A 17,759-nucleotide genomic window follows, 5' to 3' on the forward strand; every position below is an offset into this window, starting at 1 on the left:
ATATCCGAGTATCGTCATGGGTCTTTCTCTCTCCGCGGCGCCTGAGCGCCGTCTCGGCGCGCCACTGGTTGCGCTGTCATTGCTGGTGGTCGGCGCCGTCTTTCTGAATGCCAGCGTGGGCATCAAACAGGTGCTGCTGCTGATCGTCGGCGCCGCCCTGGGCCTCACGCTGTACCACGCCGCGTTCGGCTTCACGTCCGCCTGGCGGGTGTTCATCAATGAGCGCCGTGGCGCCGGCCTGCGCGCGCAGATGGTGATGCTGGCTATCGCCGTGCTGCTGTTCTTTCCGGCCCTGGGCGCCGGCACGCTGTTCGGCCAGCCGGTGACCGGGCTGGTGGCGCCGGCCGGGGTGTCGGTGGTGTTCGGTGCGTTCATCTTCGGCATCGGCATGCAGATGGGCGGCGGCTGTGCGTCGGGCACACTGTTCACCGTGGGCGGTGGCAACGCGCGCATGCTGGTGACGCTGCTGTTCTTCATCATCGGTTCGGTAACCGCAACCCACCACGCCGACTGGTGGTTCGCGCTGCCGTCGTTCCCGGCCACCTCCGTGGTGCAGACCTTTGGCGTGGCCCCCGCGCTGGTGCTTAACCTGGTGGTGTTCGGCCTGATCGCCTGGGGCACGGTGGTGCTGGAGAAGCGTCGCCACGGCGCCCTCGAGGCCCCGGCAGGCAGCCAGCATGAGGGCCTGCGTCGCTTCCTGCGTGGCCCGTGGCCGCTGGTGTGGGGCGCGATCGGCCTGGCGCTGCTGAACTACGCGACCCTGGCACTGGCGGGCCGGCCGTGGGGCATCACCTCGGCGTTCGCCCTGTGGGGCGCCAAGACCCTGAGCGGGCTGGGCGTGGACGTGGGCAGCTGGGCGTTCTGGCAGATGCCGGGCAACGCCAAGGCGCTGGCTGCACCGCTGTGGGAGGACGTGACCACGGTGATGGACATCGGCATCGTGCTGGGTGCGTTGCTGGCAGCAGGCCTGGCCGGGCGCTTCGCGCCGAGCCTGAGGATTCCGATGCGCTCGCTGCTGGCCGCGGTGATCGGCGGCCTGCTGCTGGGCTACGGCTCGCGGCTGGCGTATGGCTGCAACATCGGCGCGTACTTCAGCGGCATCGCCTCGGGCAGCGTGCATGGCTGGCTGTGGCTGGTGGCGGCGTATGCCGGCAACGTGGTGGGGGTGCGGATTCGCCCGCTGTTCTTCGTGGCTGAACGCAAGAGCGTGGCAGCCAGCGGCGGCTGAGGCTGGCGGTACTGCAAGGGAACCGGCTCGCAGTAGCCGGTTTTTTCATGCCCGCCCGTTACTGCGAATAGGCGCGCGGTGTACGGGGAGCAACTGACCGCTGTCGTACTGTTGCACTGCGAACAGTTGGCCAACACTTTGTTGCCGTGCATCCAGCCATGTCGCTTTATGTTGTGCGTAACTCATTGATTTATAGGTGAAATTCAAGTGGCATGGGTTGTGCTATCTCACGGGTGACTCTGTGTACTCATCGAGATAGACCATGACTGCCACCCCTGTATCTGCCCACTACGACATCCGCCAGCCGGATGCCCACGTCATCCGTGACGATGCCGAAGCCATCGCCATTGCCCATCGGGTTGCCGCGCTGCTGCGCGAAGGCGCGTCCGAGCGCGACCGCAGCCGCCAGGTCCCGGCCGACGTGGTGGATGCGTTCTCCAACAGCGGCCTGTGGGGCATCACCGTACCGAAACAATACGGCGGGGCGCAGGTGTCCTTCGCCACCCTGGCCGAAGTGATCGCGATCATCTCCGCCGCCGACCCTTCGCTGGGGCAGATACCGCAGAACCACTACTGCCTGCTCGAAGACATCCGCCTGCAGGGCAGCGAAGAGCAGAAGCGCTTCTTCTTCGACCTGGTGCTGGCCGGGCACCGCTTTGCCAATGCGCTGTCGGAAACCGGCGGCAAGAACGTCAAGGAGATCCAGACCCGCATCGTGCCCCATGCCGATGGCTACCGCATCGACGGGCGCAAGGGCTACTGCACCGGCTCGTTGTACGCGCACTGGCTGGGGGTGCTGGCGCTGGACGCGCAGGACCGCTCGCAACTGGCCTTCGTGCGCCGCGATACCCCGGGCCTGGTGATCGTCGATGACTGGGACAACATCGGCCAGCGCACCACCTCCAGCGGCACGGTGCTGGCGCAGCAACTGATCGTGCCGGCCTTCAACCTGTTTCCCACCTACCGCTCGTACGAAACCCCGACCCTGGCCGGCCCCTTCGCGCAGCTGACCACCGCCGCCATCGACGCCGGCATCGGCCGTGCGGCGCTGGACGACGCCATCACCTTCATCCGCGAGCAGGCCCGCCCGTGGATCGATGCGGGCGTGGAGCAGGCCAGCCAGGACCCGCTGACCATCGTGCAGATCGGCGCGCTGGAGATTCGCCAGGAAGCCGCCGAGGCCCTGCTGGAGCGCGCCGGCAAGGTGCTCGACCGGGCCAGCCTGGCCCCCGACGAGGACTCGGTGGCCCAGGCCTCGGTGGCCGTGGCCAAGGCCAAGGTGCTGACCACCGAAGCGGCGATCGAGGCCAGCAACCGCCTGTTCGAGCTGGGCGGCACGCGCTCCACCCAGGTGCGCCACAACCTCGACCGGCACTGGCGCAACGCCCGCGTGCACACCCTGCACGACCCGGTGCGCTGGAAGTACCACCTGGTGGGCAACTGGGCCTTGAACGGAGCCAAGCCACAGCGTCACGACTGGAACTAGGCCGCCACCATGCCCAAGCAGATACGCCTCAATGCCTTTGCCATGAACACCGTCGGCCACCTGTCGCCGGGCTTGTGGCGCCATCCGCGTGACCAGGCCACGCGCTACACCGACATCCACTACTGGACCGAGCTGGCCAGGACCCTGGAGCGCGGCAAGATCGACGGGTTGTTCATCGCCGATGTGCTGGGCGCCTACGACGTGTACGGCGGCAACGCCGACGAGGCGCTGCGCACGGCAGCGCAGGTGCCGGTGAACGACCCGCTGCAGCTGGTGCCGGCCATGGCCGCCGTCACCGAGCACCTGGGGTTTGGCGTGACCGCCTCGGTGTCGTTCGAGCACCCGTACCCGTTTGCCCGGCGCATGTCCACGCTCGACCACCTGACCCGTGGCCGCGCCGGCTGGAACATCGTCACCTCGTACCTGTCCAGCGGGGCGCGCAACCTGGGCCAGCGCGAGCAGCTGTCGCATGACCAGCGCTACGCCCTGGCCGAGGAGTACCTGCAGGTCTGCTACAAACTGTGGGAGGCCAGCTGGGAAGACGACGCCGTGCGCGCCGACCGCGCCAGCGGGGTGTATGCCGACCCGGCCAAGGTGCACGGCATCGGCCACCAGGGCGAGTTCTTCCAGGTACCGGGCTTTCACCTGTGCGAGCCTTCGCCCCAGCGCACCCCGGTGCTGTACCAGGCCGGTGCTTCGACGCGCGGCAGGGCGTTTGCGGCGGCCAACGCCGAGTGCGTGTTCGTTGCTGCGCCGAGCAAGACGGTGCTCAAGAACCAGGTGGCGCAGGTGCGCGCTGCGGCGGTGGCGGCCGGCCGCGCACCGGGCGATATCCTGGTGCTGGAGCAGCTTACGGTGATTGTCGCCCCCACCGATGAACAGGCCCTGGCGCGCCTGCGCGAGTACCGCGAGTACGCCAGCGCCAGCGGTGCGCTGACGCTGATGTCGGGCTGGACCGGCATCGACTTCGCCCAGTACCAGAGCGACCAGGTGCTGCGCGAAGTGCAAAGCGATGCGATCCAGTCGGCGGTGGAAGCCTTCACCCGTGCCGACCCCAGCCGCACCTGGACCACCGCCGAAATTGCCGACTATTGCGCCATCGGCGGCGACGGCCCGGTGCTGGTGGGCTCGGCGCAGACGGTGGCCGACCAGTTGCAGGAATGGGTGCAAGACACCGACGTGGACGGCTTCAACCTGGCCAGCGTGGTGGCCCCGGAAACCTTCGAGGCGGTGGTCGACCTGCTGGTGCCCGAGCTGCAGGCCCGTGGCCTGTTCAAGCGCGATTACGCCCCGGGCACGCTGCGCAACAAGCTGTTCGGCGCAGGTGACCGGCTGGGCGCGCCGCACCCGGCCGCCGCGCTGCGCAGGGGCGCTGGGCAATGAGCGAGCTGCTGGCCCATGTCAACTGGCCCGAGGTGGGCCAGGCCTGCCTCGACACCTTGAGCATGCTCGGCGTAGCGCTGGGTTTCACGGTGCTGATGGGGCTGCCGCTGGGGGTGCTGCTGTACCTCACCGGCCAGCGCCAGTTGCTGGCCTCGCCGCTGGTGTACCGCGTGCTGTCGGTGGTGGTGAACGTGCTGCGTTCGATGCCGTTCATCATCCTGCTGATTGTGCTGATCCCGCTCACCCAGGTGGTGGCCGGTACTTCGCTGGGCGTGCCCGGCGCCATACCGCCGCTGGTGATCGGCTGTACGCCGTTCTTTGCGCGGCTGGTGGAAATCGCCCTGCGCGAGGTCGACCGCGGCCTGGTGGAGGCCACCCAGTCGATGGGTGGCAGCACCTGGCAGATCGTGTGGCACACCGTGCTGCCCGAGGCGCGCACCGGCCTGATTGCGGCGGTGACGGTGACCGCCATCGTGCTGGTGGACTACACGGCGATGGCCGGGGTGGTCGGCGGCGGCGGCCTGGGCGACCTGGCGATCCGCTTCGGCTACCAGCGCTTCCAGACCGACGTGATGGTGGTGACCGTGCTGCTGCTGATCGTGCTGGTACAGGTGCTGCAGGTGAGTGGCGACCGGCTGGTGCGGCGCTTCACCCGGCGTTGAATTGTGTTTCCCGTCAGCGGCAGCCGGGTTTCGCTGCCGCCGGCCCACGTATCCCACGGCGGCCAATGTTCTACCTGTTCAGGAGCAAGCCCATGAAGAAGACCCTGGCCGTACTGGCCGCCGTGCTGTCGCTGTCGGCGCACGCCAACGAGAAACTGGTGGTGGGTGCCACCCCGGTGCCGCATGCCGAGATCCTCGAGTTCGTCAAACCGGCGCTGGCGGCCGAAGGCGTGGACCTGGACATCAAGGTGTTCAGCGATTTCATCCAGCCCAACCTGCAACTGGCCGAGAAGAACCTGGACGCCAACTACTACCAGTACCGGCCGTTCCTCGACGAATTCAACGCCACCCGCAAGACCGACCTGGTGCCGGTGGTGGGCGTGCACATCGAGCCTTTCGGTGCGTACTCCACCCGCATCAGGAGCATCGCCGAGCTCAAGGACGGCGCCAGCGTCGCCATCCCCAACGACCCGGTCAACGCCGGGCGGGCCCTGGTGCTGCTGCACGAAGCCGGGCTGATAACCCTCAAGGACCCGAGCAACACCCTGGCGACCCAGCGCGACATCGCGGCCAACCCAAGGCACCTGAAGATTCGCGAACTCGAAGGCGCGCTGCTGGCCCGTGCGGTGAACCAGGTGGACCTGGCGTTCGTCTTCGCCAACTACGCGCTGGAGGCGGGCATCGATACCAGCAGCGCGCTGATCGTGGAGAAGGGCAAGGACCTGTACGTGGAGTACCTGGTCGCACGCCCCGACAACATCGATGACCCGCGCATCCAGAAGCTGGCCAAGGCGCTGAACTCGCCACAGGTGCGCGACTTCATCCTGACCCGCTACAAGGGCCAGATAGTGCCCGGCTTCTGAGCCCCGGTGGCCCGCGCTGGCGACAGCGCGGGCCTTGGTCGAATCGCATCCTTCGCAGGGCAGGCCTTGATCCATGGTCAGTTTCAATCAACAGCCGCTGGCAGGCGCCGTGCATATCCGCCTGGTGAGGCTCGGCAAGCAGTACCCGGGGCGCGAGCGCACTGTGCATGCGCTGCGTGACATCAACCTGGAGATACGCCGGGGCGAGGTGTTCGGCATCATCGGGCGCAGCGGCGCGGGCAAGTCGTCGCTGCTGCGTTCGCTCAACCGCCTGGAGCAACCCAGCAACGGCCAGGTGCTGATCGACGGCGAGGACATCGCCGGCTACGACACCGCGCAACTGGCCCGTCAGCGCCAGCGCACCGGCATGATCTTCCAGCACTTCAACCTGATGTCGGTGAAAACCGTCGGCGAGAACATCGGCCTGCCGCTCAAGCTGGCCGGCATTGGCCGCGCCGAGCGCGAGCGGCGGGTGAGCGAGATGCTGCAACTGGTGGGCCTGGAGGACAAGCGCGATGCCTTCCCCGCACAGCTGTCCGGTGGCCAGAAGCAGCGCGTCGGCATCGCCCGGGCGCTGGTGCTGCAGCCCGACCTGCTGCTGTGCGACGAGGCGACCTCGGCGCTGGACCCGCAAAGCACCCAGTCGATTCTGGCGCTGCTACGCGATATCAACCGGCGCCTGAACCTGACCATCGTGCTGATTACCCACGAGATGGAAGTGATCCGCGAGCTGTGCGACCGCGTGGTGGTGCTGGAGGCGGGCGAGGTGGTGGAGCAGGGCGAGGTGTGGCGGGTGTTCGGCTGCCCGTGCCACGAGGTGACCCGCACCCTGCTGCGCACCCTGCACCCTGGCGGCGCCCATGACCTGGCCCCAGCCAGCGCCGGCGACTGGCTGCTCGACCTGCATTACACCGGGGCCCGTGGCCAGGCGCCGGAGCTGAGCGCGATCAGCGCGGCACTGGGTTACCCGACCCACCTGGTGCAGGCCAATATCGAGCGTATCCAGGGGCGTATCCTTGGCCGTCTGCGCGTGCGCGTGGAGGCCCCTGAACAGGTGTGTGCGCAGGTGCTGCAGCAGGCCCGCACAGTGGCCGACAGCGTCGAGCGGGTGGCCGCACGGGCCTGAGCCGGCCGGCCTGCACCGGGTAGCCCGGGCCCTGCCCGTTACTGGCTGGCGGCGGGCCTGGCCTGGCCGGCACGCACGTCGAAGGCGCCCCCGGTGAAGGCGCCATCCACCGTCACCTTGCTTTTGCCGGGCAGCAGCGGGAACACCAGTTCGGCGAAGCGGTAGGCTTCCTCCAGGTGCGGGTAGCCCGACAGCACGAAGCGGTCCACGCCCAGGGCGACGTACTCCTGCAGCCGTGCCGCCACCGTGGCCGGGTCGCCGACCAGTGCGGTGCCGGCGCCGCCACGCACCAGGCCAACCCCGGCCCACAGGTTGGGCGAGACTTCCAGCCGGTCGCGGCGCCCGCCGTGCAGCGCGGCCATGCGCCGCTGGCCTTCGGAATCCATGCTGGCGTAGTTGGCCTGTGCGGCGGCGATGGTGGCCTCGTCCAGGTGGCTGATCAGTTCCTCGGCCGCCGCCCAGGCCTGTTCACTGGTTTCACGCACGATCACATGCAGGCGCACGCCAAACTGCACCGTGCGCCCGTGGCGGGCGGCACGGGCGCGCACGTCGGCGATCTTTTCGGCCACCGCGGCGGGTGGCTCGCCCCAGGTCAGGTAGGCGTCCACATGCCTGGCCGCCAGCTCGTGCGCGGCGGCTGACGAGCCACCGAAGTACAGCGGCGGGTAGGGCGTCTGCACCGGCGCGAAGAAGTTCTGCGCGCCCTCCACCCGCAGGTGCTCGCCGTGAAAGTCGACCCGTTCGCCACTGAGCAGTTGACGCCACACGGTGAGGAATTCGTCGGCGGCGTCGTAGCGCTGGTCGTGCGCGAGAAACACGCCATCGGCGGCCAGCTCGGTGGCATCGCCGCCGGGCACCACGTTGAGCAGCAGGCGTCCGCCGCTGGCCTGGTCGAGGGTGGCGGCCTGGCGCGCCGACGCGGTGGGGTTGCCCAGCGAGGTGCGCAGGGCCACCAGCAGCTTGAGGCGGTGGGTCACCGGCACCAGGCTGGCGGCGGTGACCCAGGGGTCGAGGCAGCTGCTGCCGGTGGGGATGAGGATGCCGTCATAGCCGAGGTTCTCGGCGGCCACGGCAATCTGGCGCATGTAGGCGTTGGTGGCCGGGCGCCCGCTGGCGGAGTGGCCGAGGTAGCGGGTGTCGCCGGAGGTGGGCAGAAACCAGAAGATATCGAGGCTCATGGTGGGGTGCTCGTTGCAGGAAGAATGGGCCACCGCCCCGGCCGGGACGGCGTGCAACGCAAGGTGGGTGAGGTCGCTGCTTGCTTGGGCAAGTCTGGGTCAGATCGACAGGTTGATGACGCGTGTGGCGTTCGGCTCCGGTGGCGGCTGGCGCTTGTTCACCACCAGTTCGCCGATGCGGATCAGCAGGGCACGGGTGACGTTGCGGCTCAGGCCCAGCAGGCGCGCGGTGTGTACCTGGTTGTAGTGGCAGAAGCGGTAGGCACTGCGCAGCAGCGCCTCCTCGACCTTTTCATGCAGCGCGCCGTGCTCTTCTTCGAACAGCTTCTGAAACGCGCGCTGCAACAGGGCGTTGGCGGATGTGTCCGGGGCGGGTGTGCCCTCGGGCCGCTCGATGCGCAGGTTGGACAGGCGCAGGTCGTCCTGCTGGATCACGCCGTCATGGCAGATCAGCAGGGTGTGGTGGATGACGTTTTCCAGCTCGCGGATGTTGCCCGGCCAGTCGTAGCTGGCCAGCTTGTGCTCGGCCTCGCTGCTCAACTGCACATCGCCATAGCCCAGGCGGGCGCTGTAGCTGGCCATGAAGTGGCGGGTCAGCGGCAGGATGTCGCCTGGGCGCTCGCGCAGCGGGTACAGCTGCAGGCTGACCACGTTGAGGCGGTAGAACAGGTCTTCGCGAAAGTGCCCGGCGTTGATCGCCTTTTCCAGCTGCACGTTGGTGGCGGCCAGCACGCGCACGTTGATCGGGATGCTCTTGCGCGACCCCAGGCGCACCACTTCGCGCTCCTGCAGCACGCGCAGCAGCTTGACCTGGATGGCCATCGGAAGGTCGCCGATCTCGTCGAGAAACAGCGTGCCGCCGTCGGCTTCCTCGAACCAGCCGGCCTTGGACGCCAGGGCGCCGGTGAAGGCGCCCTTTTCGTGGCCGAACAGTTCGGCCTCGACCAGCGACTCGGAGAACGCCCCGCAGTTGACCGCCACGAACGGCCCGTGGTGGCGCCGGCTGAGGTTGTGGATATGTCGCGCCACCAGCTCCTTGCCCGTACCGGTTTCGCCAATGATCAGCACGCTGGCCTCACTCGGCGCGACCTGCTGCAGGTGGGCGAGCAGCGCCTGCGACCTCGGGTCTTCGAACACCTGTGCGGTGGCCCTGATCGAGGTGGCCAGGGTTGGCGATGGCGGGAGCGTCAACAGGTGCATGGGCAGCCCTCAGGAGTAGAAGGACGGGGCGGGCACCGTCCGGTTCAGGGCCCAGTCACCCAGCTCGTGGACCTTGTAGTCCACCGGGTCGTGCAGGGTCTGGGTGCGCAGGTTGCGCCAGTAGCGATCGAAGCGCAGCGAGGCATGCGTGGCGCGCGCGCCGGTCACTTCGAACAGGCGGTTGCACAGGTCCAGGCCGGTGCGGGTGGCCGCCACCTTGGCCGCGGCGATGGACAGCGCCAGTTGCCCGCGCTCGTCGCTGCTCAGCGTGGGGCCCTTGTGCCAGGCTTCGTCGAGCTGGTTGCAGGCGCGTTCGGCCAGCAGCCGAACGCCTTCCAGGCCCACCCAGAAGTCGCCGTAGTGGCGCAGGATGTACGGGTCTTCGCTGACGTGCCGGGCGTTGGACTTGAACCACGGTCGCCCTTCCTTGAGCGTGTACTGGCGTGCCTCTTCCAGCGCACCTTCGGCGATGCCGAGGAAGATGTGCGCAAAGTGCAGTTGCGCGATCAGCGGGCGCAGGCAGGCGAACGGAGTGCTCAGCGGGCCGGGGTCGAGCAGCAGTTCGGATTCCTCGACACGCACGCGCTCGAAGGTGGCGCTGCCGCTGTCGGTCTGGCGCTGGCCCATGTTGTTCCAGTCGCCATGCAGGGTGATGCCGGTACGTGCCGTGGGGATGGCGGCGATCAGCAACTTGCCGCCGGCGCTTTCATCCACCGCCGAGGCGATCAGCATTTCCGAGTCGCTGGCGCCGGAGCAGAAGCTCTTCTTGCCCGAGAATTCGCGCCAGCCGTCGTACTTCTTGACCACGGTGCGGGTGTCGAGCGGGTTCAGGGCATTGCCCCAGAACCAGTTCTTGCGGGCGGTCTGTTCGAACCAGGGCTGCCACTGGTCGGGGCTGGAGAACAGGCGCACGGTGGCCAGCATCAGGTGCTGGAAGCCGAACACGTGGGCGATGGAGCTGTCGACCCGGGCGAACTCGCGCACGATGTTCAGGGTTTCGCCCCAGCTGGCGCCCATGCCGCCGAACTGCGTGGGAATGCTCAGGGCCAAGAGGCCGCTGTGGCGAATGGCGTCACGCTCGGCCTTGGGTGTGCCGCCGCGCTCGTCGCGTTCGGCGGCGGTCAGTGCGAACTCGGCGGCTAGCGCGCGCGCGGTCTGCAGCGGGCTGAGCAGGGTGGGTTCCGGTTGCTTGGCACTCATGCGGTCTGCGCCTTGGGCAGCACATCGTTGGCGATCATTTCGCCGAACGGCCCGGTCAGGTTGGTGACGCCGCGCCCGGCCAGGCTGGCGTAGGGTTCTGGCAGCAGCGGGAACACCAGCTCGGCGAAGCGGTAGGCTTCCTCCAGGTGCGGGTAGCCGGAGAAGATGAAGCTTTCGATGCCCAGGTCGGCGTATTCCTTGATGCGCGCGGCCACCTGTTGCGGGTCGCCCACCAGCGCGGTGCCGGCGCCGCCTCGTACCAGGCCCACACCGGCCCACAGGTTGGGGGCGATCTCCAGCTGGTCGCGGCGACCGCCGTGCAGGGCAGCCATGCGCCGTTGGCCTTCGGAGTCGAAGCGCGCGAAGGACTGTTGCGCCGCGGCGATGGTGTCGTCGCTGATGTGCGCGATCAGGCGGTCGGCGGCCTGCCAGGCCTCTTCGGCGGTTTCGCGCACGATCACGTGCAGGCGGATGCCGAACTTCACCGTGCGCCCGTGCCTGGCGGCGCGGGCGCGCACATCGGCGATCTTCTCGGCGACGGCGGCGGGCGGTTCGCCCCAGGTGAGGTACACGTCCAGCTGTTCGGCGGCCAGGTCATGGGCGGCATCGGACGAGCCACCGAAGTACAGCGGCGGGTAGGGCTTTTGTACCGGTGGGTAGAGCGCCTTGGCGTTCTCGACCTTGAAGTGCTTGCCCTCGAAATCCACCGACTTGCCTTGCAGTACGCGGCGCCAGATACGCAGGAACTCGTCGGTGACCTCGTAGCGTTCGCTATGGCTGAGGTGGATGCCGTCGCCGCGGTTCTCGTCGGGGTCGCCGCCGGTGACCACGTTGATCAGCAGGCGCCCGCCGGAGAGGCGGTCCAGGGTGGCGGTCATGCGCGCCGACACGGTGGGCGAGATGATGCCGGGGCGTATCGCCACCAGATAGCGCAGGCGTTCGGTCAGCGGCGCCAGGGCCGAGGCGACCACCCAGGAGTCCTCGCACGAGCGGCCGGTGGGGATCAGCACGCCGTGGTAGCCCAGGCCATCGGCGGCCTGGGCGATCTGCTTGAGGTAGTTGAGGGTGACCGGGCGCGCGCCGTCGCTGGTGCCGAGGAAATGACCGTCGCCGTGGGTGGGCAGGAACCAGAACACGTTCATCGTTCGGCCCCGCTGGCGAGCTTGCGCTGGCTGTGGGCGTGGGCGGCGAAGAACGGTGCGGCACGCTCGGCGGCCAGGCTGACACGGGCTTGCAGCACCGGGCTGCTGACCTGGTAGTTCTGCAGGTCGCCTTCGCTGCCATACACGCCGATGGGCAGGGTCAGCGCCTGGAAGAAGCTGAACAGCGGGCGCAGCTGGTGGTCGATCACCAGCGCATGCAGCGGGCTGCCACCGGTGGCGGCCAGCAGCACCGGGGTGTCGATCAGGCTGTCCTGGCCCACCAGGTCGAACAGGTGCTTGAGCAGGCCGGGGTAGGAGCCGCGGTAAACCGGCGAGGCGACGATCAGCAGGTCGGCATGCTCGATGGCCTGCAGCTGCTGTTCGACCGTGGCCGGCAGTTCGGCGCGCGACAGGGCGCCGCCTACCGGGCGGGCGATCTCGCTCAGCTCGATGAGCTGGGCGTCGATGTGCAGGTGCTTGCCCAGCTCGGCGACGATCGCCTCGGTCAGTGCCAGGGTGCGTGAGGGGCGATAGGCGCCGCCGGAAACGGCGACGACCTTGAGTGCTGCGGTCATGTGTGCGTCCTGTGGTGTGGCCCTGCGCTCAGAGCGTTACCCAGGCTTGAGCAAGAGCCGTACCACAGTCGCAGGCCCCGTTTTTGCTGGGCCTGGCGCGGTAGTGAGGTGGCAATGGTGTTGGTGCGGGAGGTTTTTGTTGGCTGGCTGTTGCTGGGGCAACAGTTGCTGGGCAGACAGTTGGCTATCTGTGTAGGCCTGGCGCGCTACTGCTTGGGTTGCAGCGAATCGTGTTGCATCAACTTGCCGCGTTGGCGAAGTACTGGCTGGGCGCCGCGCCCAGCACGCGCCGGAACACACTGGTGAACGCACTGGGGCTGCTGTAGCCAAGGTCCGTCGCCACCCGCGTGATCGCCTCGCCATTGCCCAGGCGCACCACCGCCGCCATCAGGCATGCCTGCTGTCGCCATGCCACGAAGCTGATGCCGGTGTGCTGGCGAAACAGCCGGGTGAAGGTGCGCCGGCTCATGCCCACCTGGCGGGCCATGTCATCGATCCCTGTATCCAGCGAGGGCTGTGCCAGCAAGTGCTGGCAGGCCCGGGCGAGCCTGGGCTCGCTGGGCAGCGGTGCATTCAGCGACAGCGCCGGCATGTCGGCAATCTCGTGCAGCAGCAGGTTCATCAGGTAGCCCTCGCGGCTGCCTTCGGCATACAGCGCCGGCACATCCCGGGCGCGCAGCAGCAGTTGGCGCAGCAGCGTCGACACACCGAACACCTGGCAGTGTTCGGGCAGGCCGAGGCGGGTGGCGGCAGGCTGGCGCACATAGGTGTTCAGCATCGTCACCGGGCCGTTCATGCTCATCTCGTGGGGCACGCCTGCGGGCACCCAGATGGCCCGCTGCGGCGGCACCACCCAGTTGCCCTGGCGGGTGAACACCGTGATCACCCCGCAGGCCGCATAGGCGAACTGCCCACGCTGATGGGTATGCAAGGCAAAGTGCTGCCCGTCGTCATAGTCGTTGGCTGTGACCACGGCGTCGCGGGGGGTGTGTTCATAGGGGTCGATATCGATTTCGCGCATGGCCCGAATTTAATGATCTATGACCTGATAGTGCAAGCGAGCCAGTGTGCTCATTGCGCATAGTGGCGCCCTGACTTTCGGGATAGGTACGCCATGCAAAAGAAACATCTGGCCCTGGCCGTGCTGGTGACGGCGGTGTGGGGGTTCAACTTTCCCATCACCAAGCTCGGCCTGGCCGCAATTGACCCGCTGCTGTTGACGGCGTTTCGATTCACCCTGGCGGCGTTGCCGTGGGTGTTCTTCATCCGGCGCCCGGCGGTCGGCCTGGGCTGGGTGGCCGCGTACGGGTTGATCTTTGGCGTGGCGATGTGGGCGTTGATCAACCTGGGTATCGAGCTGGGCGTGCCGCCGGGCACGGCGGCGTTGCTGGTGCAGTTCAGTGCGTTTTTCACCCTGGGTTGGGGCGTGTTGCTGTTTCGCGAACGCCTTGGCGTGGGGCAGGGCGTCGGGGTGGGGCTGGCAGTGCTGGGGCTGGTGTCCATCATCGATGGCAGGCCCGGCGATGGCTCGGTGGTGGGTTATGGCTTGTTGCTGGTGAGTGCGTTCAGCTGGAGTGTGGGCAACGTGATCATCAAGCGCTCGAAGGTGCGCGAGATGTTTGCCTTTGTGGTGTGGGCGAGCCTGTTCGCACCGCTGCCGCTGGTGCTGCTCACCTGGCTGATGCATGGCACCGCGCCGTTCACCAGTGTGGCTGCGCAGGTGGGGTGGGTGGCGGTGTTTTCGCTGGTGTTCCAGGTGTATGCGGCGACGCACTTCTGTTACTGGGGGTGGAACCTGCTGCTGCGTGAGTACCCGGTGTCGAAGGTGGCGCCGTTGTCGTTGCTGATCCCGGTATTCGGGGTGGCAGGGTCGATGGTGCTGCTGGGGCACCGGGTGGATGCGCACGAGGCGGTTTCGATCGGGTTGATTCTGGCGGCGCTGGGGGCGGGGTTCGTGAAGTGGCCTGGGCGGGCGCATTCGCCAGCAAGGCTGGCGCCTACAGGGGAGCGCGAGACGGTGTAGGCGCCAGCGTTGCTGGCGAAGGGAGGTGACATGCTCTTGCAACTGCAGCAGCTGGCAGGTTTTTAACCTTGGGAAATGTACCGCTTCAAATCAGGAATTGTCTTGTTCCAGAGGCATGCGCAAGCGCCCATCGTATTCCAGTTGCTCGCTCGAAAGGCGAGCGATTCACCGGCAGTCTGGTAAGCATCCAAACGTGATCTTGCTTGCCAGCCTGTATCCGTAGGGATACATTCAGGGCCTGATGTGATCTATTCCATAGAACAGACTTTGGCATTCAGCGGCTGGCTTCTGGCGCTACGCGATGTACGAGCGAGGATCGCCATTGGTCGACGCATCGAACGTGCGCTTGCGGGCAACTTGGGGGATACGAAGGCGGTTGGTGATGGTGTTTCAGAGATGCGCATCGATTCCGGCCCAGGCTATCGGGTGTACTTCACCGTGCGTAGCGGCGTAGCAATCTTGTTGCTGACAGGCGGGGACAAGTCTTCTCAAGCAGCAGATATCCGGATGGCCAAGCGGTTGGCCAAAGAGGTTTGACCATGAGCGTTACATTGATTCCATTCGACATGGCGGCACTGCTTGATAGTGATGAAGCCATCAGCGAGTACTTGTCTCAGGTGCTGGCAGAGGGCGACAGCGACGAGCTTTTACGTGCAATAGGGTACGTGGCCAAAGCGCGCGGAATGTCGCTGGTTGCCAAAGAGACTGGATTGGGAAGAGAGAGCCTTTACAAGGCCTTCGCGCCAGGCGCCAAGCCTCGTTTCGATACGGTGCTGAAGGTGATGCATGCGCTGGGAATCGAACTCTGTGCGCGCTCGCATCGAGGGGCTTCGGTGTAGGTTGATTCTGGAATGCTTCAGCGACTTTTTTGTCTGGAAACAACTTCTGAGCTGCCTGTATGGCAGCCCAGAAAAATCACCGTGTCCTCAGTGAATCGCCTCAGAGTGAACGCTGAAGAACTCAGCGGAACACTGCTGCTCGACCTACCGTTTGGGGGAGTAGCAATCCCCAAGCCCTGGTGGCGGGTAGCCCGCGCCAACCGGTGAGGGCACTGATCGCTACTGCACCGGATCACTCACCGGCTTGGCAATGATCGCCTTGAGTTCACTGGTCATCGGGAACTCGAGGTTCAAGCCTTTTGGCGGGATCGGCTGCTCAAACCAGCGCTGGTAGATCCCGTTGATCTCCCCCGAGCTGTACAGCTCGCCCAGTGTCGAATTCACCAGTGCGAGGAATTGCGGATCGTCCTTGCGCACCATGCAGCTGTAGATTTCCCGCGACTGCTCCTCCCCAACCACTACCCACTTGTGCGGATCGCGAGCCTTGGCGCGCTCGCCGTAGAGCAACGCATCGTCCATGTAGAACGCCGCTGCCCGACCGGACTGCAACAGCTGGAAGGCTTCGCCGTGGTCCTTGGCGCTGATCACGAACATGTCGATCTTGTTATCGATGTTGTAGCTCTTCAGATAGCGCTCGTTGGTGGTGCCGGCGGTGGTCACCACGTTCTTGCCGCGCAGGTCGGCGAAGCTCTTGATCCCACTGTCGTTGGCGGTCAGCAACTGGCCTTTGACGTAGATGAAGCCGTAGGAAAACGCCACCTGTTTTTGCCGCTCAGCGGTCACGCCGGTCGAGCCACATTCCAGGTCGACCGTGCCGTTCTGCACCAGCGGAATGCGGGTTTGCGAAGTCACCAGGTTGTACTTGACCTTGAGCTGGGGCGCCGCGAGCTTTTGCTGCACGCGCTCGACGATCTTGTTCGCCAGGTCCACCGAGTAACCCATCGGTTGACCCGAGTGATCGCCCACGTAGGAGAACGGTACCGACGCATCGCGATAACCCAGGGTAATGCTGTTGGTACTGGCAATCTTGCTCAGGGTCGGCCCCAGCGAGGTTTCTTCAGCCTGCACTTGAGTGCCGAGCAATACGCCCAGGGTGCAGCCGAGCAACGTGATTTTTTGCATTGTTATTCTCCGTTGTGGGTGATGGATTGCTTAGCGGCGGGCCGCGATAACGCTGATTTCGATTCGCACCTGCGGGCGGGCCAGCTCGGCCTGCAAGGTCGTGCGACTCGGTGCCTGGCCAGGCGACAACCAGTCCGACCATACGTAGTTCATCGCCGCGAAATCCTCACCTATGTCCTTCAGGTAAATGGTCGCGCTGAGCAGGTGATCCTTGTCGCTGCCCGCCTCGGCCAACAGCGCGTCGATTTTTGCCAGCACCTGGCGAGTCTGGCCAGCGGCGTCGGTGGCATCACCCGGTACTTGGCCGGAGAGAAACACCAGGTCGCCAAAGGTCACGGCAGCGGACAAGCGTGGATTGGTCTGGATGCGGCTGATGGTCATCGGATAGTCCTTCTCTTGGGTAATTTCAGGCCACACGGGGCGCAAAGCCCTGCAGATCAATGGAGGGGCGGCGCTGGCCGATCAGCTCGCCGAGCAACTGCGCACTGCCGCAGGCCAGGGTGAAGCCCAGGGCACCATGGCCGAGGTTGAGCCACAGGTTGCGATACGCCGTTGCGCCCAGCAGCGGCACGCCGCTAGGGGTCGCCGGGCGCATACCGGCCCACTCGATGGCCTGCTCGTAGTCGCCGGCATTGGCGAAGGTGTCACGCGCCTGGCGCTTGATCAGGGCCAGCCGCTTGGGGTCCAGCGCCGGTTCAAAGCCGACGATGTCGACCATGGCCGCTACCCGCAGTTGCTCGCCGATGCGGGCGTAGACGATCTTGCGGTCATAGTCAGTGATGCTCAGATCCGGGGCCCGGTGGTGGGCGCCGATCGGCACGGTGAGGCTATAGCCCTTGAGCGGGTACAGGGGCAGGTGCACCCCTGGCAACGTCAGCAGTGGGCTGCGATGGCCGGCGGCAATCACCAGATGCTCCACTGGCAGCACTTCATCCCCCAGTTCAATTGCGCTCACCATGCCATTGGCCTGGCGAATACCGGTCACGGCCTGGCCCAGGCGGAACTCGCAACGGCCCGAGGCCCGCAAACGCGCCGCCAGTTGCTGGCAGAAGCCGTGGCAGTCACCGACCTCTTCATCGGGGGTGTAGATCGCGCCAACAAAGGGGGCATCGGCCAGCGCCGGGTCCAGGCGGGCGCAGTCGGCAGACGACAGCACCTGCTGTTGCTGGGGGGCGGCCAGCCTGTGGCGGGCGTGCTCGAAGCTCGCGGTGTTGCGAAAGGTCACCAGCTTGCCATTGCGCCGCCAGTGGAAACCGTCCAGGGCATCGTCTTCGCGCCAGGCCTGCAGGGTGGCCTGGCTGAACAACGCCAGGCGCAGCAGGTGGGCTGCATTGGTGCGGTTGACGGAGGAGCGGCAGGCCCCCAGAAAGGACGCCATCCAGCGCCACTGCGCCGGGTCCAGGCGGGGGCGCAGCTTCAACGGTGAGTCACCGCGCAGCATCCAGCCGATGGCCTGCAATGGCACGCCGGCATCGGCCAGGGGCGCCACGTAGCGATAGGACAACTGGCCGCCATTGGCAAAGCTGGTTTCACTGCCCAGCGAATCCCGCGCCTCGACCAGGGTCACCTCAACGCCATCGCGCACCAGTGCGTAAGCCGTTGCCAGGCCAATGACGCCGCCGCCGATGATGCATACACGCTGAGCCATGTCATTCCTTAGCCGTGGTTGAGACGAGACCGAGGTTAGAGCCAGGTGACAGGTGCCGAACAATGAATAAAGATGGTCATCCCA

At 66.5% G+C, this 17,759-nt stretch carries 18 protein-coding genes; 9 read left to right on the plus strand and 9 right to left on the minus strand.

Features of this window, described 5'->3' with window-relative positions; translation table 11 throughout:
* Nucleotides 1-16 precede the first annotated feature (16 nt).
* From LOY33_RS04380 to LOY33_RS04405, 6 genes are all read left to right on the plus strand, one after another.
* Nucleotides 17-1,228: a YeeE/YedE family protein gene (locus LOY33_RS04380; protein ID WP_054916313.1), complete on the plus strand. Its 1,212-nt coding sequence runs from the start codon at nucleotides 17-19 to the stop codon at nucleotides 1,226-1,228.
* Nucleotides 1,229-1,490: 262 nt separating this feature from the next.
* Complete coding sequence (locus tag LOY33_RS04385; RefSeq protein ID WP_054916314.1) at nucleotides 1,491-2,714, plus strand: SfnB family sulfur acquisition oxidoreductase; 1,224 nt, start codon at nucleotides 1,491-1,493, stop codon at nucleotides 2,712-2,714.
* A 9-nt stretch (nucleotides 2,715-2,723) separates the two neighbouring features.
* Entirely contained in the window at nucleotides 2,724-4,097 is a 1,374-nt protein-coding gene (locus LOY33_RS04390) for an LLM class flavin-dependent oxidoreductase (RefSeq protein ID WP_236177004.1), read from the plus strand.
* Nucleotides 4,094-4,759: a methionine ABC transporter permease gene (locus LOY33_RS04395; RefSeq protein ID WP_054916316.1), complete on the plus strand. Its 666-nt coding sequence runs from the start codon at nucleotides 4,094-4,096 to the stop codon at nucleotides 4,757-4,759. The genes LOY33_RS04390 and LOY33_RS04395 overlap by 4 nt, the downstream gene beginning before the upstream one ends.
* Before the next feature lie 92 nt (nucleotides 4,760-4,851).
* A complete protein-coding gene (locus tag LOY33_RS04400; RefSeq protein ID WP_078479931.1) occupies nucleotides 4,852-5,622 on the plus strand; it encodes a MetQ/NlpA family ABC transporter substrate-binding protein in 771 nt (256 codons plus the stop codon).
* Between the two features lie 73 nt (nucleotides 5,623-5,695).
* The gene (locus LOY33_RS04405; protein ID WP_258661860.1) at nucleotides 5,696-6,748 is read left to right on the plus strand and encodes a methionine ABC transporter ATP-binding protein; all 1,053 of its coding nucleotides are present in this window, start codon (nucleotides 5,696-5,698) and stop codon (nucleotides 6,746-6,748) included.
* 38 nt (nucleotides 6,749-6,786) lie between these two features.
* Here the strand turns inward: LOY33_RS04405 and ssuD (LOY33_RS04410) are convergent, their stop codons facing one another.
* The 6 genes from ssuD (LOY33_RS04410) to LOY33_RS04435 all read right to left on the minus strand — a co-directional run bounded on the left by ssuD (LOY33_RS04410) (nucleotide 6,787) and on the right by LOY33_RS04435 (nucleotide 13,064).
* The gene (gene ssuD / locus LOY33_RS04410) at nucleotides 6,787-7,926 is read right to left on the minus strand and encodes an FMNH2-dependent alkanesulfonate monooxygenase (protein WP_043864439.1); all 1,140 of its coding nucleotides are present in this window, start codon (nucleotides 7,924-7,926) and stop codon (nucleotides 6,787-6,789) included.
* 99 nt (nucleotides 7,927-8,025) lie between these two features.
* On the minus strand, nucleotides 8,026-9,126 hold the full coding sequence (locus tag LOY33_RS04415) for a sigma-54-dependent Fis family transcriptional regulator (protein ID WP_043864440.1): 1,101 nt from the start codon (nucleotides 9,124-9,126) through the stop codon (nucleotides 8,026-8,028).
* 9 nt (nucleotides 9,127-9,135) lie between these two features.
* Complete coding sequence (locus tag LOY33_RS04420; protein ID WP_043864441.1) at nucleotides 9,136-10,326, minus strand: acyl-CoA dehydrogenase family protein; 1,191 nt, start codon at nucleotides 10,324-10,326, stop codon at nucleotides 9,136-9,138.
* Nucleotides 10,323-11,468, minus strand: a complete 1,146-nt coding sequence (gene ssuD, locus LOY33_RS04425; protein ID WP_258661874.1) for an FMNH2-dependent alkanesulfonate monooxygenase — start codon at nucleotides 11,466-11,468, stop codon at nucleotides 10,323-10,325. The genes LOY33_RS04420 and ssuD (LOY33_RS04425) overlap by 4 nt, the downstream gene beginning before the upstream one ends.
* Nucleotides 11,465-12,043 (minus strand): FMN reductase, encoded by a 579-nt coding sequence (msuE, locus tag LOY33_RS04430; RefSeq protein WP_043864443.1) that lies wholly within the window; start codon nucleotides 12,041-12,043, stop codon nucleotides 11,465-11,467. Before msuE ends, ssuD (LOY33_RS04425) begins: the two co-directional genes overlap by 4 nt.
* A gap of 238 nt (nucleotides 12,044-12,281) precedes the next feature.
* Complete coding sequence (locus tag LOY33_RS04435) at nucleotides 12,282-13,064, minus strand: helix-turn-helix domain-containing protein (protein ID WP_258661876.1); 783 nt, start codon at nucleotides 13,062-13,064, stop codon at nucleotides 12,282-12,284.
* Between the two features lie 93 nt (nucleotides 13,065-13,157).
* On the opposite strand from LOY33_RS04435, the gene LOY33_RS04440 reads away from it, so the two are divergent.
* The 3 genes from LOY33_RS04440 (at nucleotide 13,158) to LOY33_RS04450 (ending at nucleotide 14,905) form a co-directional block, all read left to right on the plus strand.
* On the plus strand, nucleotides 13,158-14,066 hold the full coding sequence (locus tag LOY33_RS04440; protein WP_258661879.1) for an EamA family transporter: 909 nt from the start codon (nucleotides 13,158-13,160) through the stop codon (nucleotides 14,064-14,066).
* A 246-nt stretch (nucleotides 14,067-14,312) separates the two neighbouring features.
* Nucleotides 14,313-14,603, plus strand: coding sequence for a type II toxin-antitoxin system RelE/ParE family toxin (locus LOY33_RS04445; protein ID WP_371917311.1), 291 nt, complete (start codon nucleotides 14,313-14,315; stop codon nucleotides 14,601-14,603).
* Between the two features lie 2 nt (nucleotides 14,604-14,605).
* Entirely contained in the window at nucleotides 14,606-14,905 is a 300-nt protein-coding gene (locus LOY33_RS04450) for an addiction module antidote protein (RefSeq protein ID WP_043864447.1), read from the plus strand.
* Between the two features lie 219 nt (nucleotides 14,906-15,124).
* On the opposite strand, the gene LOY33_RS04455 is transcribed toward LOY33_RS04450, so the two are convergent.
* The 3 genes from LOY33_RS04455 to LOY33_RS04465 are packed head-to-tail and all read right to left on the minus strand — an operon-like array spanning nucleotide 15,125 to nucleotide 17,675.
* Nucleotides 15,125-16,027 carry a transporter substrate-binding domain-containing protein gene (locus LOY33_RS04455; RefSeq protein WP_043864448.1) on the minus strand — a complete coding sequence of 301 codons (903 nt, stop codon included), beginning with the start codon at nucleotides 16,025-16,027 and terminating at the stop codon, nucleotides 15,125-15,127.
* Between the two features lie 30 nt (nucleotides 16,028-16,057).
* Complete coding sequence (locus LOY33_RS04460) at nucleotides 16,058-16,408, minus strand: RidA family protein (protein ID WP_258661884.1); 351 nt, start codon at nucleotides 16,406-16,408, stop codon at nucleotides 16,058-16,060.
* 25 nt (nucleotides 16,409-16,433) lie between these two features.
* Nucleotides 16,434-17,675 (minus strand): D-amino acid dehydrogenase, encoded by a 1,242-nt coding sequence (locus LOY33_RS04465; RefSeq protein ID WP_210014177.1) that lies wholly within the window; start codon nucleotides 17,673-17,675, stop codon nucleotides 16,434-16,436.
* Nucleotides 17,676-17,759 lie beyond the last annotated feature (84 nt).

Origin of the sequence: Pseudomonas sp. B21-036, from assembly GCF_024748925.1 — a bacterium.
Lineage (GTDB): Bacteria > Pseudomonadota > Gammaproteobacteria > Pseudomonadales > Pseudomonadaceae > Aquipseudomonas > Aquipseudomonas palmensis.